Source organism: Bacteroidales bacterium (assembly GCA_018334875.1).
Taxonomy (GTDB): Bacteria; Bacteroidota; Bacteroidia; order Bacteroidales; family UBA12077; genus JAGXLC01.
Genome location: JAGXLC010000036.1, coordinates 1 through 24862 on the forward strand (window position 1 = coordinate 1; position 24862 = coordinate 24862).

The following is a 24862-nucleotide window of genomic DNA, read 5'->3' on the forward strand; positions in this document are numbered from 1 at the left end:
CCCGTGATATACGTATCGATAATACACTGGAATGGCAGAAAAATCACTGGACCTCCATAGAATCTGCCTATAGCGCTTCGCCCTTCTTTGAATTTTTTATGGACGATTTCCTGCCGTTTTATAACCGAAAATATGAGTTTCTGATCGATTTCAATATGAAGCTTCAGGATATGGTGCTTGATCACCTTGAGATCGATACCCCTGTAAAATTGACTACGAGATTTCATAAAACCACTCCGCCAGATACGGATGATTACCGGGATGCCATCCATCCGAAAAAAAGGATGAAAAAGCAGGATCCTGCTTTCCGCCCTGCTTTTTATTACCAGGTGTTTCAGGAACGGTACGCTTTTATTCCCAACCTGAGCATCATTGATCTGCTCTTTAATGAAGGGCCGAATGCAGAAAATATTCTTAAGCAGAGCATATCCCGTTTCAATCGTCATGATGAATGAAGAAGAAAGATGGCGGGCTGCTTGTTCAGATCAGGAACGGCCTTCCTCCATTCTTTGATGGTTTTGGTTTGTATCTTTTCGTTTTCAAGGGTGATGTTTGAAGCAATGCAGAGGAGTGTGCGGTCCCGGCAATGTTCCAGGATATCTTTCAGCAGTTGGTTGTTCCGGTACGGAGTTTCCATGAATATCTGTGTGTGATTTTCCTGTTGTGACCTTTTTTCAAGCATTTTTAGCTTTTTTATCCTTTCGTTCGATTGAATGGGGAGGTAGCCGTTGAATGCAAAATGTTGTCCGTTAAGTCCTGAACCCATAAGAGCCAGGGTGACGGAAGAAGGACCCACCAGGGGTACTACCCTTATTTCCTGCTTATGAGCCATGCGGACAATGTCCTCCCCGGGGTCGGCAATGCCCGGAACACCGGCCTCGGTTATCAAACCGACATCCCTGCCCTTCTTTAATGGAGCCAAAAATTCTGGGAATTGCCCTTTATCGGTATGTTTGTTGAGCACAAAAAAGGTAAGCCCATCGATGGATTTTTCTGCATCGACCTTTCGTATATAACGCCTGGCCGAGCGTATATTCTCTACAATGAATATGTCCAGCCTGCTGATGATGTTTTTAACTTCTGCGGGTATCACCGCATCAACCCCGTCATCACCAAGCGTCGTGGGTATCAGATATAGCTTCCCTTTCATATTATATGTGTTTTAAGCCAATAAAGCCTTCAGGTTTCAAAGATGCATAAAGTTTCAAAGATGCATAAAATTATTACGAGGGGGTGATGATTCAAACATGATATTTAGCCTGCAACCAGTTGACATGAAAAATTTATTGAACCATATCAGGCATAAAAGACGACATTTAAGAATCCCAGGCATTCCATTTTTTTCAATGCTACAACTATATGACCAACATTGACCACCAATGACTACCAAATGCTTCTGCAAGCTCTAGATTACGTTTTGCCACCTTCTCGATGAATGACTAGCGAATGACGATTTTATTTCCCTGCCAACTCTATATTTCGGGGTTTGCTCCCGCAGAATGCGGGACCAACTGCCAACTAATTTTACTAAATCTTATTCCCTTAAATCTGATTCTGCAATATAGTAACCTGCCGGCTAATTTTCAGCTCCTGATCAAACCTTCAAATAATCAAACTTTCAGATGGGATTTGCTGTTATAGTTTTATTATATTTGTTTTCTTAATTTCAAAATATCAGTAAATTGAAAATCACTTTTTTAGGCACAGGCACCTCGCAAGGTGTTCCCGTTATCGGTTGTGATTGTGATGTATGCCGGTCGAACGATCCCAGGGATAAACGACTGAGAACTTCCATACTGATAGAGGTTAAGGACAAAGTTTATGTAGTGGATACCGGTCCGGATTTCCGGCAGCAGATGCTCAATGAAGCGGTACACAATATTACTGGTATTATTTATACCCATGAACATCGCGATCATGTAGCCGGCCTGGACGATGTACGGCCAATCAATTATCTGAAGCAGAAACCCATTGATATATATGGTGAAGAGCGGGTGCTGGAAGCCCTCAAACAAATGATACCTTATGCTTTTAAAGAAAACAAATATCCGGGCGTACCCGATATCAACCTTAATCAGATTGCCAATCAGCCATTTGCCATCAATGGAGTGGAGTTTACGCCCATCCGGGTATATCACTACAAACTTCCCGTATTTGGCTTCCGCATCGGGGATTTAACCTATATTACCGATGCCAATTATATTCCCGAGGAAGAGAAAGAGAAAATCGTGGGCAGCAAATACATCATTGTGAATGCCCTCCGAAAGAAGAAGCACATCTCACACTTCAGCCTTTCCGAATCTGTGGAGCTGATTCGCGGGTTCAGTCCCCGCAAGGCTTATTTAATCCATATGAGCCATCAGATGGGCTTTCATGAAAAAGTAAATGATGAATTGCCCGAATATGTGAGCCTGGCTTATGATGGACTTTCCTTTGAGGTATAGGCCCTCTGTATAACAGGTTTGTTTTAACCCTTCGGGCAAGTACATCTTTTATAATTTCTATACAGGCTCATTTGCTTTGTCGACAAAATCAGGATTATATGCCATCATTTAAAAGAAAAATCTTTTATTATTGCAACCTTAAGGTCTTCTTTACGTCTACTTTATATTACGAAACAATTCATTCAAAACAATAAAAATTATGAAAACTTACCGATTGATTTTAGCTCTATTTGGCATGGCGATGGTCGTATTTACATCATGTGAAAACGACAACGATTTAGAAAAACCTACCCTCCAACTGGAATTTGAAACAGTAACTTCGGAGTCAAGCCTGAAAAGTACAGCGGCCAACAGTATTGAATTTACAAGTGGTCATATTATTCTGGAAAATGTAGAATTTCAAACGGAATCGGAGACCGATTCAGTTGAGGTGGATTTTGAGATAGACAGTTACATCACCCTTGATTTTGCTACCGGAGAGACCGATCCCGATCTCTCATACGTAGAAATTGTTCCCGGGAATTATACGGAAATTGAGATTGAAGTTGAACTTTGGGATCAGAATGACCAGCCGTCTATTGATTTGAGCGGCACATGGACCAATGAAAACGACACAGAAATACCTGTTAGATTATTGTTGCCAGTGGGGCAAACATTTTCATTGGAGCAGGAGGGTGAATTTACTATTGGGGAAAGTACTTCTGTGATTGCCCGGATTACTTTTGACCCCAACGCTTGGTTTGCCGGGGATGCGGGTGAATTACTTCCTGAAGCCACAAAGAACGAAGAAGGTGTCATCGTTGTCAGCCCCGATCAGAACCCCAACATTTACGATATTATTAAGGATGCAATAGACCGCACCAGCGAAGTGGAAATAGAAATGTAATTTCATTATTATAAAGATATGTATTTATGAGAAAACTCGTCTTAACAACAATTTTACTTGCAGGTACAATTATTTTTTCAAGTTGTGATAAAGAAGATGAAATCGAAAATTGGATTGTCGGAACCTGGAATATTGACAAGTATGAGCAATTGGACTACGAAGATGGTGAGCTGACAGGAGAAAGTGAAAGTACCGATCAGGGAAAAATTGAATTCAGAGAAGATGGCACGGGATCCGATATGGGAGGGAATTTTATTGGCAGTGACTTTGAATGGGAAAATACAGATGAAAAGTTAATGCTTACAGCAGGGGGGACAACTACTGAGTACAAAATCGAGGAATATTCCACAAGCAATTTTGTTTTCAGCATTACAACCACAAGTGGTTCGGCTAAGGAAGTTCAAAGATGGCACCTATCTAAATAAACGTAAGTTCAATTCTCCTGCCTGATGATTTAAAAGAATTGTTTTTTGCTAACATTGCTTTGATTGAACTTTTCAATCAATACTTACATCTGTTGACTGCTTCTTTGCCTGGTTTTATTCATAGCCTAAAATTTTCGGCTAAGGCCTTTTAATACACTCATTTCTCTTTATGCCCGCTTCCTGTTTCAGTTGTAAGAAACCCTTTCCACCTTCATGGCTGGTGGCAAAATTCTCTTAATTTTACCCTCCCTGAAAATCAAAATTGCTTGATATGCTTAAAAAAGGGAAGATTCCACATACATTTGTGATCATTTTCTTTATTATCGTAATCGGTGCTGTGCTGACCTGGTTTATACCCGGCGGGGAATACGAACGGGAAATTATTGTGGATAGCGGTGTAGAAAGGGAGGTGGTAAAAAACGGATCGTTTGAATATACAAAGAGCGATCCACAGACCTGGCAGATATTTTCTGCATTCTATCACGGATTCATATCCAAAAGCAACATCATTGCATTCATTCTGATGGTTGGCGGAGCGTTTTGGATCATGAACAAGAGCCGGGCCATCGATGTAGGGATTTTTTCCTTCCTTCGGTTTACCCGGCGTCTGGAATCCAGCCGGTTCATAAAGCTCCTTGGTGTGGACAACATTGTTGTTGTGCTGATTATGCTTATGTTTAGCCTTTTCGGGGCAGTTTTCGGGATGAGTGAGGAGACCATTGCCTTTGTGATCATCTTTGTGCCTCTGTCCATTTCAATGGGGTATGATTCTATTGTGGGAGTCTCCATGTGCTTTGTTGCTGCCGGCCTGGGTTTTGCCGGAGCCATACTGAATCCGTTTACGGTGGGTATAGCCCAGGGCTTGGCTGATATACCCTTGTTTTCCGGTATCGAATACCGCTTTTTCTGTTGGATGGTATTGAATGTAGTGGGAATTGCCTTTGTTTTAAGATATATGAAGCGCCTCAGGAAAGATCCCACCCGTTCTCCCGTGTATGAGGAGGATGAACAATGGAGAAAAAGCAATGAAAATGGGGACGAAAAGATTGAGTATCATAGACCATTGTCTGCCTGGATTGTTTATTTGATCATCCTGGGTGCGTTGGTAATCTTTTCGCTAAAATATTCCATGACTACCCTGGAGGTGGGCCGGAACGCATTCAGTCTCCCTGTTATTCCTGTATTAACCGGTTTGTATGCTTTCACATCCCTGGTGAGCCTGAGGAAGTCGGTACACTTTTTCATCCTGAACCTGCTGGTGTATACCATCATCTTTGTGATTGTTGGCGTGATGGGCTACGACTGGTATATCATGAAGATCGCCACCATTTTTCTGGCCATGGGCATTTTGTCCGGTATTGCCTGTAACGAACCCGGCAACAACATTGCAGAACTGTTCCTGAAAGGAGTCAGGGACATTATGGGTGCTGCCATTGTTGTTGGGCTGGCCGGTGGCATTGTCTTTCTGCTGGAAGAAGGCAACATCATCGACACACTGTTGCATTATATGGCTGAGGGCATGAAAGATGTGGGAAAAGTAGGTTCCGTGGGGGTCATGTATGTGTTTCAAACCCTCCTGAACATTATGATGCCCTCGGGTTCGGGACAAGCCGCTCTGACCATGCCCATCATGGCACCATTCTCCGATCTGATCGGGATTTCCCGGCAGACGGCCGTGCTGGTGTTCCAGTTCGGCGATGGTTTTACCAACATGATCACACCTACCTCCGGGGTGCTCATGGGCGTGCTCGGGATGGCCAAAATACCCTACGACAAATGGTTCCGCTGGTTTATTCCTTTTCTGGGGATACTTGTAACCGTTGGAATCTTGCTGCTTATACCAACCGTCCTTATGGATATTGCCGGGTTCTGATCCGCTTTATGGTCTGTAAAGGATTAATCCTTTTTACTTTCCACGGATGTTTTCTGGTTGAGTGTTTCATTCATGGCACCCGAACGGTATCCCTTCGTATCGATCGTTACATAGGTGTATCCGGCTTCTTTGCATATGTTGTTGATCTCCGAGCGTTTCTCCCAGGCCTGGTCCATTTCTTTGGGTATGAATTCCAGCCGTGCCAGGTTATCGTGGCTGCGAACGCGGAACTGCGTGAATCCAAGAAATTTGATTCGTAGTTCGGCACGGCTGACACGGTCCAGTTTGCCGGCATCGATTTTTTCGCCATAGGGGAACCTGGAAGCAAGACAGGATTCCGCAGGTTTGTCGGCCGTAGGCAAACCATACTGCCTGGAATGGTAACGAATATCCTCTTTGGTCATTCCCGCTTCCTTTAACGGACTTTCAATCTCTTTTTCTTTCAATGCCTTCATGCCCGGACGATAATCGCCGGTGTCGCCGGCATTGGTGCCGTCGAATACCGCCTCATAACCTTCCTGCTCTGCAACATACTTGATTTTTTCAAACACCTCGCTCTTGCAGTAATAGCATCGATCGGGCGGATTATTGGAATAACCGGGAACGTTCATCTCTTCCGAAGTGATCACCTTATGGGCGATGTTCATCTGTTTGGCCAGTTTTTTGGCCTCTTCCAGTTCGTGAAAAGGGAAGGCAAAAGAAGTTGCGGTTACCAGCAGGAGGTTTTCCTGCAATACCTCGCTTGCGACTTTAGCCAGAAAGGTGCTGTCCACACCACCGGAAAAGGCAATCACGGCTGAATTATATCTGCTGAGAATGGCTGATAGCTTTTCAAGTTTATCCATAGGTTGTGTTTTTTTGGGTTATCAATCTCACGGAATGGTTTGACAGTGTTATTTTTAAAGCAAATTCTTTCTTTTAGATCTATACCATTTATAGATATAACAAATTCATGACGCCAAATGATTAATGCAATCTTTATAAATTGTAAAAATAACCAATTGGTTGGCTATCAAAGATCCATTTGTAATGGATTCGGTTAGTCTCTTACTATTTCCTCTGTTCCTTCATCCAGGTTCTTACCTGTTGCTTGAAGGTTTCTGCTTTTATCAGATAAAACAGGGTCCATAAGAGAATATATCCCACAAGGGCAATGAAGACGAGGATGAGGATGGCCGGATCTGAAACATATCCGGCAAGAAAGATAAATATCAGTGCAATTGCAAATAAACCAATGGTATTGTAAACCAGGGCCCCTTTTAATCTGGTTTCGATGATTCCGGTCAGGCAATTCCAACTTTTCAAGCGGTCGATCAGCCGGATTTTATCAGGCTCGGAGAGGTCTATTACCACATGTAGGGAAAATCCAAGCCGAACAGTCAGCATCTCTCCATGATCGGTATAATCATATCCGAATCGTTCAAGATGGGTTTGTATCATCGTTTTCATAGGACTATTATTTGATTTTCAATAAAAAGATGTATAAGATCAGAGAAGCATAACCCCAAACTTTACAAATCCTCCTGTAACCAGATCATTGTTGGTAAAAGGCTGATTATATAATTTGAAACCAATCAGGAACCGTTCGGATAATGGATGTTCATATTCAATAATCAGGCTACACCCAAAAGAGTTTCTTTTATCGTAGGTATAATTTTCCCGATCAATCACCCTGTCGATCCAACGGTCTGAAGCTTCCCGGAAATCGGTTAACAGGGCAGAAAATAAAAGTTTTTCATGGCAATAGGAATTTATTGGGTCAATTACCCGACCAAGATAAACATTTTCAGAAAGAATTTCTAAATGTTCTAAAGGCTTCAGATTATCGGGTTTGCCCCTTTGCCCATTGCCAACTTCTTCCTCAAACCCTCTCTAATAATCCAATGATTCCTGCATTCTTCTGCCAACTGAGGCATTTGGTTTGCCAACTGTTTTTACCCACTACCAACTTGTTAAAATGAGGCTAAGGCTAAGAACAGAACGTCTGCGCGAAGTTGATTAAATTGTTACATGGTTACATTGTCAAATTGTTGCCTCGAGCTGTGGCCATCAGAAGATTCTGGCAAATTTTGCCAACTGCTTTTTGCCCACTGCCAACTAATCTTTCAAACTCCTGTCAAACTATCAAACAATCAAACTCCCGTCAAACTCCTGTCAAACAATTCCGCATCCAAACTTGTCACACATAACCGCCAGGCAATTTCACCTTTTCCATGTCGTTAATTTTTATTAAGTTTGTAAACCATTTTTACAGTACAAAAAGAAAAGTTTAAAATATGTTTGATAGTCTGACAGACCGGCTGGAACAGTCGTTTAAAATGCTCAAGGGGCAGGGCAGGATCTCAGAGGTGAATATTGCAGAAACGCTTAAAGATGTGCGACGGGCCCTGCTTGATGCTGACGTAAACTATAAAATTGCCAAAGATTTTACCAATACAGTTAAGGAGCAGGCACTTGGTCAGAAAGTAGTGGAGTCGGTAAAACCTGGCGAGCTTATGGTGAAGATCGTGAATGATGAGCTGGCCAGGTTGATGGGGGGCACTGCTGCAGAAGTCAACCTGGAGGGAAATCCCACGGTAATTCTTCTTGCAGGACTGCAAGGCTCCGGTAAAACTACCATGGCCGGTAAGCTGGCCCGTTTTTTCAGGGATAAGCATGGCAAAAAACCCATGTTGGTGGCAGGTGACGTATACAGGCCCGCCGCCATAGACCAGCTTAAGGTTGTGGGTGAACAGATAAAGGTACCTGTATATACGGAGGATGAAAACAAGGATCCCGTCAAAATAGCCAAAGGGGCGATCAAACAGGCCAAAAAAGATGGCAACAGCCTGGTGATTATCGACACGGCCGGACGGCTGGCCATTGATGAGCACATGATGAATGAGGTGGCCAGTATTAAAAAGGCGGTGGAACCCCACGAGACGCTTTTCGTTGTGGATTCCATGACCGGTCAGGATGCTGTCAATACAGCCAAAGAGTTCAACGAAAGGCTTGATTACGAAGGAGTCATTCTTACCAAGCTCGACGGGGATACCCGCGGAGGTGCAGCACTGTCCATAAGGGCAGTGGTGGACAAACCCATCAAGTTCGTGGGTACCGGTGAGAAGATGGAGAACATCGATGTGTTTCATCCCGATCGTATGGCCGACCGGATTCTGGGCATGGGGGACATTGTTTCTCTGGTTGAGAAAGCCCAGGAACAATACGACGATCAGGAAGCCCGGAAGCTGAGCAAAAAGATCGCAAAGAATGAGTTTGACTTTGACGACTTCCTCTCTCAGATCCATCAGATCAGAAAAATGGGTAACTTCAAGGATCTTGCTTCTATGATACCTGGTATGGGTAAGGCCATCAGAGATATGGACATGGACGATGATGCTTTCAGGGGTATTGAGGCCATTATACGTTCCATGACCCCTGAAGAGAGAAAAGATCCCAAAATTCTTAACGGAAGCCGGAGAAAACGAATTGCCGATGGTAGCGGCACCAACGTGCAGGAAGTGAACCGTCTGATCAAGCAGTTCTCGGAAACCCGCAAAATGATGAAAAAGATGAAGGATGGCCAGGGCGGCGGCATGAAGAATATGATGAACAATATGCAGGCCATGAAAGGCAAGATGTAACAAATTTCAATACCAAGATATATGGAACTAATTGATGGAAAAAAATTGTCTGCTACCCTTAAGGAAGAGATTGCCCGGGAAGTAGAGGAAATTAAGCAAGGCGGGGGAAAAACGCCGCACCTGGTTGCTGTACTTGTTGGTAATGACCCTGCAAGTGAAACCTATGTCAACAATAAGGAGAAAGCCTGTAATAAGGTAGGCATTGAGTCGGAAGTGATCCGTCTTGAAGAATCTATCTCGCAGGAGGAGCTGCTGAAGAAAGTGGATGAGCTGAACAATGATCCCGAAGTAGACGGGTTTATTGTTCAATTGCCGCTCCCCGAACATATCGACGACCAGAAGGTTATCGAAGCCGTTGATCCAAAGAAAGATGTGGACGGCTTCCATCCGGTCAACATGGGACGGATGGTGCTTGGCTTGCCTTCTTATCTTCCTGCCACTCCCGCAGGCATACTCGAGATGCTGAAAAGATATGACATTGAAACCGAAGGCAAGGATTGTGTGGTGCTGGGCAGGAGCAACATCGTAGGAAAGCCGGTGGCCAATCTTATGTTGCAAAAGGCCACCCCTGGAAATTGTACGGTCACTATATGCCACAGCCGGACAAAAAATCTGAATCAGGTGCTGGCCAAAGCCGATATACTGATTGTGGCTATGGGTAAGATGGAGTTTGTCACCGCCGATATGGTTAAAGAAGGAGCCGTGGTGATTGATGTGGGAATTCACCGCATCAAATCAGATAAAACCAAATCGGGCTGGAAGCTTAAAGGAGATGTCAAATTTGAGGAGGTGAAGGAGAAGGCGAGCTATATCACTCCTGTTCCCGGTGGAGTAGGACCCATGACCATCGTCTCGCTGCTCAGAAACACCATAGCTGCTTCCCAGGGCAGGATTTACGGTTAAGAAGTAAAATAAAAGGTTTGTTGGTAATATGTAAGGCAGGCTGAAATTCCGTTCAGCCTGCCTTTTTCTTCTATGAGCTCCGCATCTGTTTTATTCGTATGAAACCCGCATGCAGTGACTTCAAACAAGAACATGATGTGATATAAGCAAAGTTTGTAAATTTGGTATATACAAGATATGTTATTGCATGTTGCTTGCTGCTGTCCGATGCTTACTTCTTCTTTAAACTCCTGTCAAACCCGCCTGTCGGCGGACAGGCATTCAAACCTTCAAACTGTCAAACTCCTCAAGCCAAAAAACATTCCTTTTGCCAGCCAATGATTTTGGTTTTGCCAGCTTATTTTTTGCCAATTGCCAATTGAGTTTATTTAGCAGCGATCGTCTCAATCTCCACTTTGGCTCCCTTAGGCAGGTTGGCTACCTGAAATGCAGATCGTGCCGGAGGGTCATGAGGATAATAGCTGCCATAGATCTCGTTTACCGTTTGAAAATTGTTGATATCATCCAGATAGATCGTGGATTTTACCACGTTGGAATAGTCATAGCCTGAATCGCTGAGTATGGCACCTATGTTTTTCATTACTTGTTCGGTCTGTTCTTCGATGGTTTCAGGCATTTCCATATTATGAGGTTGCAGCGGCAACTGTCCTGAAATGTACAGCGTGTCGTGAATTTCCACTGCCTGGCTGTAAGGGCCTATAGCAGCAGGAGCCTTGTCTGTATCAATGATTTTCTTCATAAGTATGTTTTTTTGATGATCAATTGAGTCCGGTTTTAAGGGCGCTTAACGGCTTTTTAGCCACTTGTTTGTCAGCGGCATGATGTATTGGCCATTGGCTGTAAAAGCCGCTAAACGCTTGTCATAGAAATTACCATATCCTGGCTCTTTTATCTTCCGGTATATACAGTTTATCGTCCTGACTTATGTCAAACGCTTCATAAAAGGCATCGACATTGGGTAATGGTCCGTTAACACGGTGTATTCCCAGGCTGTGAACATCTTCCTGAGTCCGCCTGAGTATTTCTTCATCGCGTATATTCTGCGCCCATACTCTCGCCCATGCAAGGAAAAAACGCTGATTGGGCGTATAGCCGTCGATTCTTTCAGGGAGCTCTTTGTCTTCGGTGGCATTTTTTAAAGCTGCATAAGATATGCTCACTCCTCCCAGATCGGCAATGTTTTCGCCAAGCGTAAGTTCGCCATCGGCATGCACGGTGTCCAGTACGGTCTTTTGGTCATATTGTCTGACCAGAATCTGGCTTCGCTCTTCGAAACGTTCTTCGTCTTCTTGGGACCACCAGTTGTTGAGGTTGCCTTCTTTATCGTATTTTTTCCCCTGATCGTCGAAGCCGTGTGTCATTTCATGGCCGATAACCCCTCCGATGGCACCGTAATTCACTGCTGCATCGCCTTCCAGGTAGAAGAACGGAGGCTGCAGGATTCCGGCCGGAAAACATATTTCATTCATAGAGGGTGAATAGTATGCATTGACGGTTTGAGGAGGCATGAACCATTTATTTTCATCTACCGGTTCTCCTATTTTGTTGAGTTGATATTGCTTATTGAATCTCCTGCCCGCCAGTACATTTTCCACATAGGAAGGGGCATCTATTGTAAGATCTGAAAAGTCCCTCCATTCATCGGGATACCCGATCTTGATATTCATTACGGAAAGTTTCTCCAGGGCTTTGTCTTTGGTTTCTTCACTCATCCATTCAAGGCCCTTGATTCGCTGAGCAAATGTTTCCTGCAGGTTGTTCACCAGAGTAAGCATTCGGTCTTTGGCTTGTGGCGGAAAGTGTTCTTCTACGAATTTTTTCCCTATCGGATGACTGAGGGTATTGTTGGTTACATCCAGCACCCTTCTCCATCGGGGTTTCATTTCTTCCTGGCCCTGCATGGTTTTTCCGTAGAATTCGAAATTGGCGTTTACAAATTCCGGCGTGAGATAAGCTGCCGTGCTGTTCAACAGGTTCCAGCGCAGATAGGTTTTCCATTTATCCAGGGAAACATTCCCGAGCATGGTGTTCATTTCCTTGAAAAATTCGGGCTGACGAACGTTCATACTGTCGGGTACCTCTATTTCCAGGCCTTTGAAATAGTTTTCCCAGTTGAAATTAGGGCAAAGCTTTTTCAGTTCCTCCAGCTTCATCTTATTATAGGTCTTGTGCGGATCCCTCCGTTTTAGTCGTGACATGGAGGCTCTGGCAAGCTGCGTTTCTATTTCCATGACGGTTTCGGTACCGGCGCCGGCTTCATCTCCGGAAGCTCCTGCCAGTTTGAATATTTTGGGGATGAAATTCCGGTAGGCCTTACGGATATCCCTGGTTCTTTCATCCTCTTTCAGATAATAGTCGCGGTCTGACATGCCAAGGCCCCCCTGTGAAAGCTGGGCAATGTTCATTTTGCTGTTTCTGGCATCGGCACCTGAACTCAGACTGAATAAAGATCCTATCCCGTACTTGTGGAAATAAGTGATCTGATTGATAAGTTCCTCTTTTGACTGTATCGCCTCAATGGATTTCAGATCCTCTTCAATGGGCTGGAGTCCCTGGCGATCAATTGTATTCGTATCCATGCCCAGACTATACAGATCGCCGATTTTCTGCTCAATGCTCCCGGATTGGTAATCGCCCTCTGCACATTCTTCCAGTATATTTTTTACCTTTTGTTTGGTGTTTTTTCTTAAAAGGTCGAAAGAACCAAAACGGCTTTCGTCTTCGGGCAATGGATGCTCCTCCATCCAGCCGTCATTGGCAAACCGGTAGAAATTGTCGCCCGGGTCGATGGAATCGTTGATGTATTCAACTTTCAGATTCTTTTCTTCTTGGGCTCCGGGTCCCTGACAGGAACCCAAAAACAGGGAAATACTCATAATAAAAAGAATTGGGGTTAGGTTAAAAAAATGTTTTTTCATGGTTATTTGTTATTTATTTAAACATCATTTGAATTGTTTTGACGCCATTTTCAGATGAATGTTTAATGGTTTTAGGGATCTCATTCAAATTCACTGAATGTCTCCCTGATTCTTTTCATGGCATCGTTAAGCTGTTTTTCAGTAATGACAAGGGGAGGGGCGAAACGTATGATATCCCCGTGTGTGGGTTTGGCTAGTACACCATGATCCTTCATGGCCACACAAATATCCCATGCTGTTTTACCGTTCTTTGGCTTAATAACCACAGCATTCAGTAGTCCTTTTCCTCTTATTTCGGTAATCATATTCGATTGAATGTTTTTAAATGCTTTTCGGAAGATTTTGCCTAGCTTTTCAGCATTTTCTGCGAGTTTTTCGTTTTTAACCACTTCAAGGGCAGCCATGGCCACTTTTGCAGCAACGGGATTTCCTCCGAATGTGGAACCATGTTCGCCGGGCTGTATGGTTAGCATCACAGGATTATCAGCCAGCACTGCCGATACGGGATACATCCCTCCCGAGATGGCTTTGCCCAGGATGAGTATGTCCGGTTTAACATCTTCATGATCACATGCCAGCAACTTACCGGCCCGTCCGATGCCCGTCTGAACTTCATCGGCTATGAAAAGCACATTGTGTTTTTTACACAGATCATATGCCTTCTTAAGGTACCCGTCGTCCGGCGCAATAACTCCTGCTTCCCCCTGAATGGGTTCGAGCATAAATCCTGCAACATTCGGGTCCTTCAATTCATTTTCAAGGGCGTCGGTATCATTATAGGGGATGGTTATGAACCCCGGGGTGTAGGGACCGTAATCCCGCCGGGCGTCCGGGTCACTCGACATGGATACAATGGTAATAGTCCTTCCGTGGAAATTGTTTTCGCATACGATGATCTTTGCCTGGTCTTCCGTTATACCCTTTTGTTTATAGGCCCATTTTCTGCAAAGTTTAACGGCGGTTTCGTCTGCTTCCACGCCTGTATTCATTGGCAGCACTTTATCATAACCGAAATAACTGGTTATGTATTCTTCATACTCTCCTAGAACGCTGTTATAAAAGGCTCTGGAGGTTAAAGCAAGCTTTTTGGCCTGATTATTCATAGCCTTGACGATCTCGGGATGACAATGCCCTTGATTGATTGCTGAATAAGAGGAGAGAAAATCATAGTATTTATTGCCTTCTGTATCCCAAACGTGTACACCTTTGCCCTTATCCAGAACTACCGGCAACGGATGGTAGTTATGCGCTCCGTATTGTTCCTCCCTCTTCATATAATCCTGCGTGGTCATTTTTGTCATAGCCCTTAATATTTAAATGGTTAAAATTATTTTTTGCATCACAATCTTAATCAAAACTTTTTTGTTTATCAAAACCTGACCGGTTAATTTTAGTTGTACCTATTGTACAACATATATGGAAGAAACGAATCAAAATTGTATCTTTGTGGAAAAAGGAGTTATGATACAAAGAATTCAAACATTATATCTGTTCATTGCATTTGTGCTGATGTTGCTGCTATTTTTCTTTCCTTTGGCTGAAATCCTTTCCAGGGAAGGACAATTATATGTTTTCAGGTTTGACGGACTTTATTACGCGGGTCATGAAGCTGTTTACATTCAAACGATACCCCCCATTATTCTTTTGGCGGTGATTGTAGTAATTACCTTTGTTTCTGTCTTTCTTTACAAGCGCCGTATTATTCAGATGCGGATCAACTTTTTCAATATAATCCTTATGCTGGGGTATGCCGGACTGGTATATTTTTATGTTCGTGAATTTTCCGAAACGCTCGACTCCGAATTTGTAACCTATAAATTGTTTGATGCTTTTCCTTTTGTGGCTGCAATTTTTACATACCTGGCTATACGGGCTATAGGCAAAGATGAAGCCCTGATCAGGTCAATTGATCGTATCAGGTAAGACCGGAAAGCTAAAATACTTCCATATCTTCCGGGTCGGTGATCTTTTCGCAATAGTGGCATTTTAAGGCCACTTTTTCTTTGTCCTTGGGCAACACATAAAAAACCGTATTGACATTGTCATTGTTTGTTATACAGTTTGGATTGCCGCATTTGGCAATGGCTTTAATCTGTTCCGGCACTTCCACCTGGCGCTTGGTAGTTACCTTAAAATCCTTGATGATGTTGAGTTTGGCATGAGGGGCAATGAGGGCGATCTTGTTGATGTCCTCATCCTTGAAATATACCTCCGACAGCTTGATGATGGCTTTATGGCCAAGTTTTTTACTCTCCAGGTTGGTTCCGAAAGTAATTTGTGTATTGATGTGATCCAGGTTTAAAATGGAAATGACCTTGAAGAGATGTCTGGCCGGAATGTGATCGATAACGGTTCCGTTTTTTATTGCACTTACCTGAAGTTTCGGTTTATTATCTGTCATGTTTATTGTTTTTTCGATTATTTCAAACCTAAAATTGAGCTTATAATGGCCATTCTTGTGAACACTCCGTTGAGCGCCTGTGTAAAGTAATAGGATTGTTTGCTTTCATCCACATCCTCATTTATTTCATTGATGCGTGGCAAAGGATGTAATACCTTAAGGTTATCTTTGGTCCCTTCCAGCATATCTTTTCTAAGCATATAGGAATTTTTGGTTTTTTCATATTCCATGAGATCTGAGAACCGTTCCCTTTGTATGCGGGTCATGTAGATGATGTCTGCCTCGGAAATGATACTGGAAAAGTCGACGTGTTCTTTGTATTTGAGTTTCTGCTCCTGTAGAAATATTTTGTATTCTTCCGGTATGCGAAGCTCTTCGGGAGAAACGAAGTTAAAGGTGGTATTAAAATGCGTCATGGCCATAAGCAGGGAATGAACGGTCCTGCCGTATTTGAGGTCTCCGACCAGAAAAAGGTTGAGATTTTCGAGGGTATTCTGGGTTTTCCTGATGGAATAAAGATCCAGCATGGTTTGTGTGGGATGCTGGTTGGCTCCGTCACCTGCATTGATTACCGGTACGGAGGCTACTTCGCTGGCGTAACGCGCACTTCCTTCCAGGGGGTGCCGCATAACGATCAGATCACAGTAGTTGCTTACCGTTTTGATGGTGTCTTTCAAAGACTCTCCCTTCTGGACACTGGAGCTGTCCTTGCTGGCAAAACCGATAACCTGGCCTCCAAGACGGCTGATGGCGCTTTCAAAGCTCAGTCTTGTCCTCGTGGAAGGCTCGAAAAACAATGTTGCGATTACCTTACCTTCCAGTAGTTTTTGGTTGGGATTTTCCTCAAAATCCTCAGCAAGGTCCAGGGTTCTGATAATTTGATCTTTGGAATAATCGTTAATGGATATCAGGCTTTTGTTCTTCATCAGCAATGTTTATTTTTCTTCAAAATTAATTTCTACAATTCAATAAATCGAATATTTGTCCATTATTTTAATAACAATTTATTAAAATAATCAGGGAGCTTCTATTTTACTGAAATGCAATCCGTTGATTTGGTTTAGTTGTTCCAGCAACTTTTGTTCCCTGCTTTTTCTTATGCCTATTTTATAGATGCATGCTGCTTCAAAGGTTTTATCCCATGGCCTTAGATTCATATCATGGAGTATTTTCTCAACACTGCTCATCAGCGAATAATCAAAACTGACCTGATAAAACGACCGGATTGTCTGTTTTATGATTTCAGCATTTTTAAGGGCGTCGTCTGCTGCCGATTTGTAAGCTCTAATAAGACCGCTGGTACCGAGAAGGGTACCACCGAAATATCGGGTTACCACAATCAATACATTGGTAAGGTTATGAGATCTGATCTGACCAAAGATGGGTTTTCCTGCTGTAGAAGAGGGCTCTCCGTCGTCGTTCATGCGATATGTATCCGCTTTCTGCCCCAGCAGGTAAGCATAGCAATGGTGCCGGGCATCATGGTATTTATTTCTTAGCTTCTTAATCCGGTCTTTTGCTTCCTGTTCAGATTCTACAGGAAAAGCAAAAGACAGGAATTTGCTTCCTTTTTCTTTGTAACTCCCTTCTGATGGTTGTGCAATGGTGAAGAATTCATCCGTTTTCATAGTATATTTTTAAATTACAGCGTATAAGACAGAATATATATGGCTATAAATGAGAAAATAACACCCATCCAGTTGATCCAGGTTAGTTTTTCCCTGAAAACAACCAGCCCAAGCATCACGGAAAGCCCCACTATCCCTATGTTGTTGATGCCAAATACTGCTGATCCATCAAGGGGTAGGTTTTCTTCCGTTTTTGAATTGAGTGCCAAAATTAAAAACCAGATAGATCCGTAATTTCCAAGCCCGAGTAAAGTGCCCCAAAGCAGTGTGCCAGATCGAAGAAGCCTTCTAAACGGACTTCTCCGGATGATGTTGGTGATAATTCCCGTTATGGCAGCAATGGTAAACAATACCGCTGAAAAAAGTGTGGAAACTCCATTATCAATATGCTTGAACTGGGCCAGTTTGATAATGGAATCGATTATTCCCATTCCCATAAACAGTATTAGGGGCAAATACAAATATTCCGGATTGACATCAATGTTTTTTTTTCTGTAAACGCTAAGGAAAACTGCAAGCAGAGCAAGAAGGATACCGGTGATTTTCAGTAAGCTGATCTGATCATAGGGATCATAAACGAGGGAGAAGGTGATGGGAATGACCACAGACATTTTGCTTGCCACTGTGGTAATAGCAATGCCTGCTTTCTGGGAGGATAAACCGATCAGAACAAAACCAATGACGAATAAGATCCCGATAATAACGGCATAGGGAAACCAGGGGTTTGCATACAGAGGGAAAATTTCGTTGCTGTAATTGCTGATGGAAAAACCCAGTACGGATGCTACAATATAATTGATGATGATGATGTCGAAATTCTTAATTCCGTATTTTTTTGCTACTTTAAAGATTACGAAAAGGGAGGTGGAGGATAAGATGCTTAATAACAGATAAATCATCTTTCATTCATTATATAAAGTGAAACCGGTGCAAAACTAACTTTTCTTATAAAAAAAACAGGCTCCCGCAAAAAAAGAACCTGTTTTTCAATCCTTGAATCAGCTTTTTCATGCTTTATATTTTTAGTTTTTTCTCAATTGTCTTTACTGTCTCCCTGAACTTTTTGTCTGTATCAAGCAGATTGTTAACTGTTTTGCATGCATGCAAAACAGTTGCATGGTCTTTTCCGCCTATTTGCGAACCGATGGAAGCAAGGGAAGATTTGGTCATTGATTTTGAAAAATACATGGCGATCTGCCGTGCCTGAACGATTTCTCTTTTCCTTGTTTTGGAATGAAGTTGATCAGGGCTGATTTCAAAATAATCACAAACGATTTTCTGGATGTAATCTACGGAGATTTCCTTCTTGGTATTTTTCACCAGTTTATCGATTACCTGCCGGGCCAGGTCAATGTTGATTTCCTTCTTGTTCAATGTGGACTGTGCCAGCAGGGAGATCAGGGCACCTTCCAGTTCCCGGATGTTTACCGTAATATTGGTGGCAATGTATTCTACGATGTCTGGATTGATGTCAATTCCGTCATTGTATATTTTGTGTTTCAATATCTTAATCCTGGTTTCGAAATCGGGTGCCTGCAGATCAGCAGATAGTCCCCACTTGAATCGTGAAAGCAAACGCTGTTCAATGCCCTGTATCTCAATGGGAGGTTTGTCAGAAGTGATGATGAGTTGTTTACCTGTTTGGTGTAAATGATTAAATATGTGAAAGAATACTTCCTGGGTCTTCTCTTTTCCGGCCAGTTCATGAATGTCGTCTATCACCAGAACGTCAATCATTTGATAGAAATGCAGGAAATCGTTTTTGTTGTTGTTTCGGATGGATTCCACAAACTGTGTTTGAAATTTGTGGGAATTCACATATAGTACCGTTTTTTCCGGGAATTTCTCTTTCACCTGGATGCCAATGGCCTGAGAAAGATGGGTCTTCCCCAGGCCACTTTCTCCGTAAATAAATAAAGGATCGAAAGCCGTACCCCCTGGTTTATCCGCCACCGCTTCTCCGGCAGAGCGGGCCAGTCTGTTACATTCCCCTTCAATGAAATTGGAAAATGAATTGTCGGGGTTGAGCCTTGGATCGACATGCAGTTTTTTGATGCCGGGGATGACAAAGGGATTTTTGATTGAGCTCTCCTCGGATTTTAAGGGCATCGATACGGGCTTGTTTTGCAATTGGCTTTTGTTATTGGTGGGATACTTAATGGTATAAGGTTTTTTCTTGGAAGCGGCCGAATGATTCTCCATAACCACACTGTATTCCAGTTTGGCATTATTCCCCAGTTCTTTTCTTAATGTTTTACGCAGAATATCAATATACTGCTCCTCGAGGTATTCGTAGAAGAACGGACTAGGCACCTGGATGGTTAATACCTTATTTTCCAGCTTTAAGGGAACTATGGGCTCGAACCAGGTCCTGTAACTGATAGCAGGAACATTATCCTTGATAATCTGAAGACAGCGGTTCCATACTTCAATGTGTTGACTATCGTTCATTAATTACTAGATATTTAAAGATTTCCAATATGATTTGTTGCTCTAACAAATTTGGAAAAAATATTCTTTGAAAAAAAATCCATATGCTCTTGTATTTTCACATATAATTGTATGGTATTTCTTATCAGTCAAATATTTTTTAATAAAAAATTAAAATTAAATTAAATACTGAATGTCAATCAATTAACCCTTTATACAATTAATCATTTGTCAGTTAAAAACATGTTTCGTTCAATTAAAGTTTTAGAATAGAATTGCCTTTTTATTTAGTCAAAATCTAAATAAAAATAATAATTGTTCATTTGTTTTTACCAAAAACAGATATTTGGATATACTTACCCGGATTTTCCTGAATATCTTTTACCAGGCTGTTCAAATTGTGGGTGGTCTGATCGAGATGAATGTAAAGCGAATCGTCTTTTGTTAAACGTCCCAGAGAGCCTTCTCCTTTTTGTATCCCTTTAAGTATGCTATCTGTGGATGAAAGGGTGTTTTCGAGGTGACCGAGGGTGGTGACCAGGTTGGCATTTCTTAGGGAATCGGTGACTGATGAAATGTTTCCGAGAGCGTTTGATATAGCTTCATTGTTGTTTTTCAGGTTGGTAGTTATTGATTCCGCATTGTCAATGGTCTTTTTAATTTTCTTATTGTTCTGCGATATGAGTTGATCCAGGCTTTCAGAGGTATTTTTCAGGTTTGTAGTGGTATAGTGCAAATTGGCAATGGAACGCTGGATGTTTTCCTTGGTATCTCCGTCAAACAAACGGGTGATGGAATCAATTGAAGCGAGAAGGTTTCGCGTTTTAATTTTTAAGGGTTGTATTTCCGTATATATCTGCTCGGTTATATTGGGTTCCAGGCCAGAGGGTAATGTGTCGCCCGGTTCATAATATTCTTCGGCTTCGGTAAAATTTAGCTTTATGGCTTTGGTCCCCATCAGATCCGTGTTATATATTATACAGCGGGAGTTTTTTGGGATTTTCAGATCTTTCCTTATTGTAAATCTTACGAGCAAGTCTTTCATATTGGTGCCCGTCAGTTTGATGTTCTCTACCATACCTACTTCGTAACCACTAAGATATACAGGGCTGGCTTCTTCCAGACCGCCAATTTCGTTGTAAACAGCATAGAATTGATTTTTGTCTGCAAAAATGTTTTTGCCTTTCAGGAAGTTGAAACCCCAAATCAGCAGTGCAATCAAAAACGTTGCTATAAGTCCGATTTTTAGTTCTTTTGACATGGATAGATTGTATTAAGGATTGTTTATTATACTGAGGGCTTTATCAATTGATATGGGATCATTGTTTTCAAAAGCCACAATGAAGGCACCCGGAAAATCATTTTTGATCTTTTGTTTTAACTGTTGTATTTGTTTGAAGTTCGTGGTGCTTCCAATGGTATATTTATACTGTTCGGATATTTTGTGTTCTTCCACCTGATTATAGTCTTTGAAGTAATCAGAATCTTCGGGTATCGGATCACTGGAGGCGGCCACCTGAACTTTAAAGACAATGCTGTCCCGGGTGGAAAGGGTATCTTTTTTATTGGACAGCATTACGCTTTTGCTTTCAATATTTTGCTTATAATCCCTGAAAGCCTCGTAGATAGATGAGGCTATTTTTTCCTGGCCTTCTTCTGAATTCAGATATTTTTCTTCACTGGGATTGCTGAGAAAACCTGCCTCCACAAGTACCCGGGGCATTGCGGTTTCATAAAGAACCAAAAAACCTGCCTGCTTTACCCCCCGGTTTTTTAAGCCCGTATTCCGGTCGAATTTTTCCTGGATATAGGACGCAAAATTCAGACTTTGCTCAAGATAGGCATTCTGCATCAGTGAAAAGATGATATAAGATTCTGCTGAATTTGGATCAAATCCCTGGTAGGTCCTGGAATAGTTCTCCTCATAAAGAATGGCTGAATTCTCCTGCTTGGCTACTTCAAGATTGCTCTGGCTTTTGTGTAAGCCCATTACATAAGTTTCTGTACCCCTTATCCTGGAATTCTCATTGGCATTGTTGTGGATGGATATGAACAAGTCAGCCTTGTTTTTATTGGCTATTTCTGCTCTTTTGAAAAGCGGGATCAATGTGTCTTTTTTACGGGTGTAGATAACATTGACGTCTGAAAAATTTTCCTCAATGTGTTTGCCCAATTTTAAGGCTATAGAAAGCACCAGGTCTTTCTCATTTTTGTGATTTCCGGGTGCACCGGGGTCTTTACCACCATGGCCTGCATCAATAACCACAGTATTCAGATGGTATTTCTCCTCCTCTTGTGCATTAAGCGCAAGAGGAAATCCCAATAATATTATAGTCAGAGATATGAGTGAGTTATAGATTTTGGCACGAATTTTCAATTTCAACATAATATTGAATATAATATTTTCATTAGCTTTGACGGTTATCTTATAATTGTTATTATGCAAAAATAGCACAAACCAAATTGCAATTAAAATTAGCAAATAATAATTTAAAAACTTTTTTGTTTGCTGTTCTGTTGACATTTATTTTTTGTGGCAAAATTGCCTCCTCCAATGACTACAGTGCCGGGAGTTCTGTTGCTTATTTTATAGATCAGGATACTACCGTAACACAGAATGATACAGTATCTGATACGGAAGAGGACAACACGGGTTTCATTGAAACCAATATAGATTATCAGGCCGCCGATTCTATTGTTATGTCAAGAAGGGACAACAAAGTATATTTGTATGGTGACGCGAAGGTGGTATATGGAAATATCGAATTGACCGCTGATTATATTGAATACAGCCAGGACAGCAATCTTGTTTTTGCCAGAGGTGTAGAGGATTCTACCGGCCAATTGGTAGGTAAACCTATTTTCAAGGAAGGGGGAGAGACCTATGATGCCAGGATCATCCGTTATAATTTTAAATCCAGGAAGGGATATATTAAAGGGGTTGAGACCCAGGAACAGGAAGGAATTCTCCATGGATCTACGGCAAAAAAACATGCCAACAATCATTTTCATTTCAAAAACGGCAGATATACCACCTGTGATAAGAATCATCCTCATTTTTATATTGCTCTGACCAAAGGCAAAATCATTCCGAATGAACGTATCATCGCAGGTCCCTCCTACCTGGTAATGGAGGATATTCCGCTGCCTTTAGGTATTCCTTTTGGTTTTTTTCCCATACAGCAGAAGCAAACTTCAGGATTTCAAAATATCAGTGTTAATGAAGAAAGCCGGAAAGGTTTTTCTCTCCAGTCAGACTTTTATTTGGGTATTAACGATCATATGGATCTCACCCTGACAGGCGAGATATACTCTCTGGGAAGTTATGGCCTTCAATTACAGTATCGCTTAACCGAACGCTACAAATATACGAGCCGGTTAAACGCCAATTATCAGAGGGAAGTATTTGGTGATGAAGGAACACCCGAATACAGAAGCAACAAGTCATTCAGAGTTTCATGGAGCCACAGCCAGGCCGCCAAAGCCAACCCCTATGGCAGTTTTAATGCCAATGTGAATTACAGTACCTCGGGATATGATAGACGCCACGGTCAAACCGTTCAGCAACGCGCTTCCAATAACAAGACCTCAAGCATCAGTTATCGCTACAATTGGCCGAACAGCCCTTTTGATTTTAACGGAAATTTAAGACTGAACCAGAATACCCGAAATAGGGAGGTAAGCTTTACTTTACCCAGTATGTCACTCAATATGAGCAGGCAATATCCGCTTCGTGGTATTGATAACAACGGAAGAATAGACTGGTATGAAAACCTCCAGGTTGGCTATAGCGCGGATCTTGAGAACAGACTGACTACAAAGGAATCTTTATTGTTCAAAGAAACTACTTATGAAGATTTTGAAAGTGGTTTTCAGCACCGGATACCTGTCAGCCTGAACTTTAAGGTGCTTAACCATTTTAACCTCACCCCCAATCTTAGTTATAAAGGGGTACTGTATCCCAGATATGTGGAGAGAGACTTTCAGGAGCGGTATGACCCTGCGCTTGACTCTACTTATGGACAATTGGTAAAGGATACGATACATGAATTCAAGTATGCTCATTCTGCTGAACCTTCTATAAGCTTCAGTACAAGTCCGAAGGTTTATGGTATGTTCCAGTTTAAGGATCCGGAAAGCAAAGTTCAGGCCATCAGGCATGTAATGACTCCTTCTGCAAGCATAAGTTTTCGGCCGAGTCTAGGGAATATGACGGCCCCTTATTATGATAATTACACGGATGAAAGGGGGAATGTACGGGAGTATTCTTATTTTGACGGGCAGCTCTATAGTCCGCCCTCTTCACCCAGAAGAAGTGGTAACATCAGTCTGGGATTAAGCAATAACCTGGAGATGAAGGTCAGATCGGAAGCAGACACGACGGAGGAACTGAAAAAGGTTAAGCTGCTGGACAATCTTAGTTTCAATACCAGTTACAATATTTTTGCCGATTCCCTGAATTGGTCTACTGTTCGGTTTAACGGGAGAACCAATCTTTTTGATAACAATCTTAATCTTAATCTTTCCGGTACGTTTGATCCTTATGCAGTAGACAACACAGGAAATACGATCGACAAGGCAGAATTCAAGGAAAGTGGTAAACTTGCCCGTTTAACCAATTTTCGCGTTTCTATGAGTACCAGTCTGAGTGGAGGTGAGGGTCAAGACGGGGGAAGCGGATCTTCCCAGGGTCAGGCTTCTCCACAACAGAGGGAAGAAGAAATGCGCCAGCAACAACCTCGCGAATCTGAGCAAACTTCCCGGCAAGAGCCTCAGCAACCATCTTCTTCTTATGATTATTTCCAGTTTCCGTGGAGTTTAAATCTTGATTATTCGTTGAACTATTCCCAGAATTTTAATGTCAATAAGCAGGAATTTGAACCCAAAATAAGACAGACCATTGGCATCAATGGCAACTTTAGCCTAACTCCGAAATGGGACTTTAGCTTTAGTACCAATTATGATATCCGGGAAGGTAAAATAGGCTCAAGCCAGGTGAGCATAAACCGGGATCTGCATTGTTTCTCGATGTCATTTACGTGGGTACCCGTTGGTTATCGCAGAATGTATAACTTTTCCATTAGTGTGAATTCTTCAATGTTGCAGGATGCCTTAAAATTTAGAAAGGATCGTACCTTTTACGATAATTTCTAGGCTTTACCATTCGTAATAGTCGTCATTGGGAATTATGTAAAACATAAGCAGCTACGAACTGTTAACTAATAAATAAGAAGTAAATATGAGGTATGCAATAGGGGATGTACACGGATGTTATAAAAGCCTTCGCAAGTTGGTAGAAGACATACTGCAGGTAAGAAAAGAAGATGAATT

The 24862-nt window shown here is 42.2% G+C and carries 22 protein-coding genes; 9 read left to right on the top strand and 13 right to left on the bottom strand.

Going from position 1 to position 24862, the window contains the following annotated elements; all coding sequences use genetic code 11:
• Window positions 1–455: WbqC family protein (locus KGY70_05015; GenBank protein ID MBS3774522.1), on the top strand; the 455-nt coding region annotated here is incomplete at its 5' end.
• Here the strand turns inward: KGY70_05015 and KGY70_05020 are convergent.
• On the bottom strand, window positions 443–1150 hold the full coding sequence (locus KGY70_05020; GenBank protein MBS3774523.1) for an SAM-dependent methyltransferase: 708 nt from the start codon (window positions 1148–1150) through the stop codon (window positions 443–445). The genes KGY70_05015 and KGY70_05020 overlap by 13 nt on opposite strands.
• 532 nt (window positions 1151–1682) lie before the next feature.
• Between KGY70_05020 and KGY70_05025 the strand changes: the two genes are divergently transcribed.
• The 4 genes from KGY70_05025 to KGY70_05040 all read left to right on the top strand — a co-directional run bounded on the left by KGY70_05025 (window position 1683) and on the right by KGY70_05040 (window position 5628).
• Window positions 1683–2444, top strand: coding sequence for an MBL fold metallo-hydrolase (locus tag KGY70_05025; protein ID MBS3774524.1), 762 nt, complete (start codon window positions 1683–1685; stop codon window positions 2442–2444).
• Window positions 2445–2643: 199 nt separating this feature from the next.
• Window positions 2644–3330 (top strand): hypothetical protein, encoded by a 687-nt coding sequence (locus KGY70_05030; GenBank protein MBS3774525.1) that lies wholly within the window; start codon window positions 2644–2646, stop codon window positions 3328–3330.
• A 26-nt stretch (window positions 3331–3356) separates the two neighbouring features.
• Window positions 3357–3755, top strand: coding sequence for a hypothetical protein (locus tag KGY70_05035; protein ID MBS3774526.1), 399 nt, complete (start codon window positions 3357–3359; stop codon window positions 3753–3755).
• Window positions 3756–4026: 271 nt separating this feature from the next.
• Window positions 4027–5628, top strand: a complete 1602-nt coding sequence (locus KGY70_05040; GenBank protein MBS3774527.1) for a YfcC family protein — start codon at window positions 4027–4029, stop codon at window positions 5626–5628.
• 23 nt (window positions 5629–5651) lie between these two features.
• On the opposite strand, the gene larE is transcribed toward KGY70_05040, so the two are convergent.
• Window positions 5652–6473 (bottom strand): ATP-dependent sacrificial sulfur transferase LarE, encoded by an 822-nt coding sequence (larE, locus tag KGY70_05045; GenBank protein MBS3774528.1) that lies wholly within the window; start codon window positions 6471–6473, stop codon window positions 5652–5654.
• Window positions 6474–6678: 205 nt separating this feature from the next.
• The gene (locus KGY70_05050) at window positions 6679–7077 is read right to left on the bottom strand and encodes a hypothetical protein (GenBank protein ID MBS3774529.1); all 399 of its coding nucleotides are present in this window, start codon (window positions 7075–7077) and stop codon (window positions 6679–6681) included.
• A gap of 827 nt (window positions 7078–7904) precedes the next feature.
• On the opposite strand from KGY70_05050, the gene ffh reads away from it, so the two are divergent.
• Both ffh and folD read left to right on the top strand, forming a co-directional pair.
• Window positions 7905–9251, top strand: a complete 1347-nt coding sequence (gene ffh / locus KGY70_05055) for a signal recognition particle protein (protein ID MBS3774530.1) — start codon at window positions 7905–7907, stop codon at window positions 9249–9251.
• A 21-nt stretch (window positions 9252–9272) separates the two neighbouring features.
• Window positions 9273–10154, top strand: coding sequence for a bifunctional methylenetetrahydrofolate dehydrogenase/methenyltetrahydrofolate cyclohydrolase FolD (gene folD / locus KGY70_05060; protein ID MBS3774531.1), 882 nt, complete (start codon window positions 9273–9275; stop codon window positions 10152–10154).
• 364 nt (window positions 10155–10518) lie between these two features.
• On the opposite strand, the gene KGY70_05065 is transcribed toward folD, so the two are convergent.
• From KGY70_05065 to rocD, 3 genes are all read right to left on the bottom strand, one after another.
• Window positions 10519–10893 (bottom strand): RidA family protein, encoded by a 375-nt coding sequence (locus KGY70_05065; GenBank protein MBS3774532.1) that lies wholly within the window; start codon window positions 10891–10893, stop codon window positions 10519–10521.
• 130 nt (window positions 10894–11023) lie between these two features.
• Window positions 11024–13030 (bottom strand): M13 family metallopeptidase, encoded by a 2007-nt coding sequence (locus KGY70_05070; protein ID MBS3774533.1) that lies wholly within the window; start codon window positions 13028–13030, stop codon window positions 11024–11026.
• A gap of 122 nt (window positions 13031–13152) precedes the next feature.
• Window positions 13153–14364: an ornithine--oxo-acid transaminase gene (gene rocD / locus KGY70_05075; GenBank protein ID MBS3774534.1), complete on the bottom strand. Its 1212-nt coding sequence runs from the start codon at window positions 14362–14364 to the stop codon at window positions 13153–13155.
• A gap of 169 nt (window positions 14365–14533) precedes the next feature.
• On the opposite strand from rocD, the gene KGY70_05080 reads away from it, so the two are divergent.
• Complete coding sequence (locus KGY70_05080) at window positions 14534–14995, top strand: DUF4293 domain-containing protein (GenBank protein ID MBS3774535.1); 462 nt, start codon at window positions 14534–14536, stop codon at window positions 14993–14995.
• A gap of 10 nt (window positions 14996–15005) precedes the next feature.
• Here the strand turns inward: KGY70_05080 and KGY70_05085 are convergent, their stop codons facing one another.
• From KGY70_05085 to KGY70_05115, 7 genes are all read right to left on the bottom strand, one after another.
• Window positions 15006–15473 (bottom strand): aspartate carbamoyltransferase regulatory subunit, encoded by a 468-nt coding sequence (locus tag KGY70_05085; protein MBS3774536.1) that lies wholly within the window; start codon window positions 15471–15473, stop codon window positions 15006–15008.
• Between the two features lie 17 nt (window positions 15474–15490).
• Window positions 15491–16399, bottom strand: a complete 909-nt coding sequence (gene pyrB, locus KGY70_05090) for an aspartate carbamoyltransferase (GenBank protein ID MBS3774537.1) — start codon at window positions 16397–16399, stop codon at window positions 15491–15493.
• A gap of 90 nt (window positions 16400–16489) precedes the next feature.
• Window positions 16490–17101, bottom strand: coding sequence for a YigZ family protein (locus KGY70_05095; GenBank protein ID MBS3774538.1), 612 nt, complete (start codon window positions 17099–17101; stop codon window positions 16490–16492).
• 14 nt (window positions 17102–17115) lie between these two features.
• Window positions 17116–18000 carry a hypothetical protein gene (locus KGY70_05100; GenBank protein ID MBS3774539.1) on the bottom strand — a complete coding sequence of 295 codons (885 nt, stop codon included), beginning with the start codon at window positions 17998–18000 and terminating at the stop codon, window positions 17116–17118.
• 115 nt (window positions 18001–18115) lie between these two features.
• Complete coding sequence (dnaA, locus tag KGY70_05105) at window positions 18116–19552, bottom strand: chromosomal replication initiator protein DnaA (GenBank protein ID MBS3774540.1); 1437 nt, start codon at window positions 19550–19552, stop codon at window positions 18116–18118.
• A gap of 298 nt (window positions 19553–19850) precedes the next feature.
• On the bottom strand, window positions 19851–20792 hold the full coding sequence (locus tag KGY70_05110; protein ID MBS3774541.1) for an MCE family protein: 942 nt from the start codon (window positions 20790–20792) through the stop codon (window positions 19851–19853).
• A gap of 12 nt (window positions 20793–20804) precedes the next feature.
• On the bottom strand, window positions 20805–21917 hold the full coding sequence (locus KGY70_05115; GenBank protein ID MBS3774542.1) for an N-acetylmuramoyl-L-alanine amidase: 1113 nt from the start codon (window positions 21915–21917) through the stop codon (window positions 20805–20807).
• A 116-nt stretch (window positions 21918–22033) separates the two neighbouring features.
• On the opposite strand from KGY70_05115, the gene KGY70_05120 reads away from it, so the two are divergent.
• Window positions 22034–24685: an LPS-assembly protein LptD gene (locus KGY70_05120; protein MBS3774543.1), complete on the top strand. Its 2652-nt coding sequence runs from the start codon at window positions 22034–22036 to the stop codon at window positions 24683–24685.
• Window positions 24686–24862: the final 177 nt, after the last annotated feature.

Coding starts and splice junctions, on each gene's coding strand:
- KGY70_05020 (MBS3774523.1), bottom strand. CDS start 1,150: ATGAAAGGGAAGCTATATCTGATACCCACGACGCTTGGTGATGACGGG.
- KGY70_05115 (MBS3774542.1), bottom strand. CDS start 21,917: ATGTTGAAATTGAAAATTCGTGCCAAAATCTATAACTCACTCATATCT.
- KGY70_05035 (MBS3774526.1), top strand. CDS start 3,357: ATGAGAAAACTCGTCTTAACAACAATTTTACTTGCAGGTACAATTATT.
- KGY70_05050 (MBS3774529.1), bottom strand. CDS start 7,077: ATGAAAACGATGATACAAACCCATCTTGAACGATTCGGATATGATTAT.
- KGY70_05110 (MBS3774541.1), bottom strand. CDS start 20,792: ATGTCAAAAGAACTAAAAATCGGACTTATAGCAACGTTTTTGATTGCA.
- KGY70_05070 (MBS3774533.1), bottom strand. CDS start 13,030: ATGAGTATTTCCCTGTTTTTGGGTTCCTGTCAGGGACCCGGAGCCCAA.
- folD (MBS3774531.1), top strand. CDS start 9,273: ATGGAACTAATTGATGGAAAAAAATTGTCTGCTACCCTTAAGGAAGAG.
- rocD (MBS3774534.1), bottom strand. CDS start 14,364: ATGACCACGCAGGATTATATGAAGAGGGAGGAACAATACGGAGCGCAT.
- larE (MBS3774528.1), bottom strand. CDS start 6,473: ATGGATAAACTTGAAAAGCTATCAGCCATTCTCAGCAGATATAATTCA.
- KGY70_05065 (MBS3774532.1), bottom strand. CDS start 10,893: ATGAAGAAAATCATTGATACAGACAAGGCTCCTGCTGCTATAGGCCCT.
- KGY70_05085 (MBS3774536.1), bottom strand. CDS start 15,473: ATGACAGATAATAAACCGAAACTTCAGGTAAGTGCAATAAAAAACGGA.
- KGY70_05080 (MBS3774535.1), top strand. CDS start 14,534: ATGATACAAAGAATTCAAACATTATATCTGTTCATTGCATTTGTGCTG.
- KGY70_05030 (MBS3774525.1), top strand. CDS start 2,644: ATGAAAACTTACCGATTGATTTTAGCTCTATTTGGCATGGCGATGGTC.
- KGY70_05100 (MBS3774539.1), bottom strand. CDS start 18,000: ATGATTTATCTGTTATTAAGCATCTTATCCTCCACCTCCCTTTTCGTA.
- pyrB (MBS3774537.1), bottom strand. CDS start 16,399: ATGAAGAACAAAAGCCTGATATCCATTAACGATTATTCCAAAGATCAA.
- KGY70_05040 (MBS3774527.1), top strand. CDS start 4,027: ATGCTTAAAAAAGGGAAGATTCCACATACATTTGTGATCATTTTCTTT.
- ffh (MBS3774530.1), top strand. CDS start 7,905: ATGTTTGATAGTCTGACAGACCGGCTGGAACAGTCGTTTAAAATGCTC.
- KGY70_05095 (MBS3774538.1), bottom strand. CDS start 17,101: ATGAAAACGGATGAATTCTTCACCATTGCACAACCATCAGAAGGGAGT.
- dnaA (MBS3774540.1), bottom strand. CDS start 19,552: ATGAACGATAGTCAACACATTGAAGTATGGAACCGCTGTCTTCAGATT.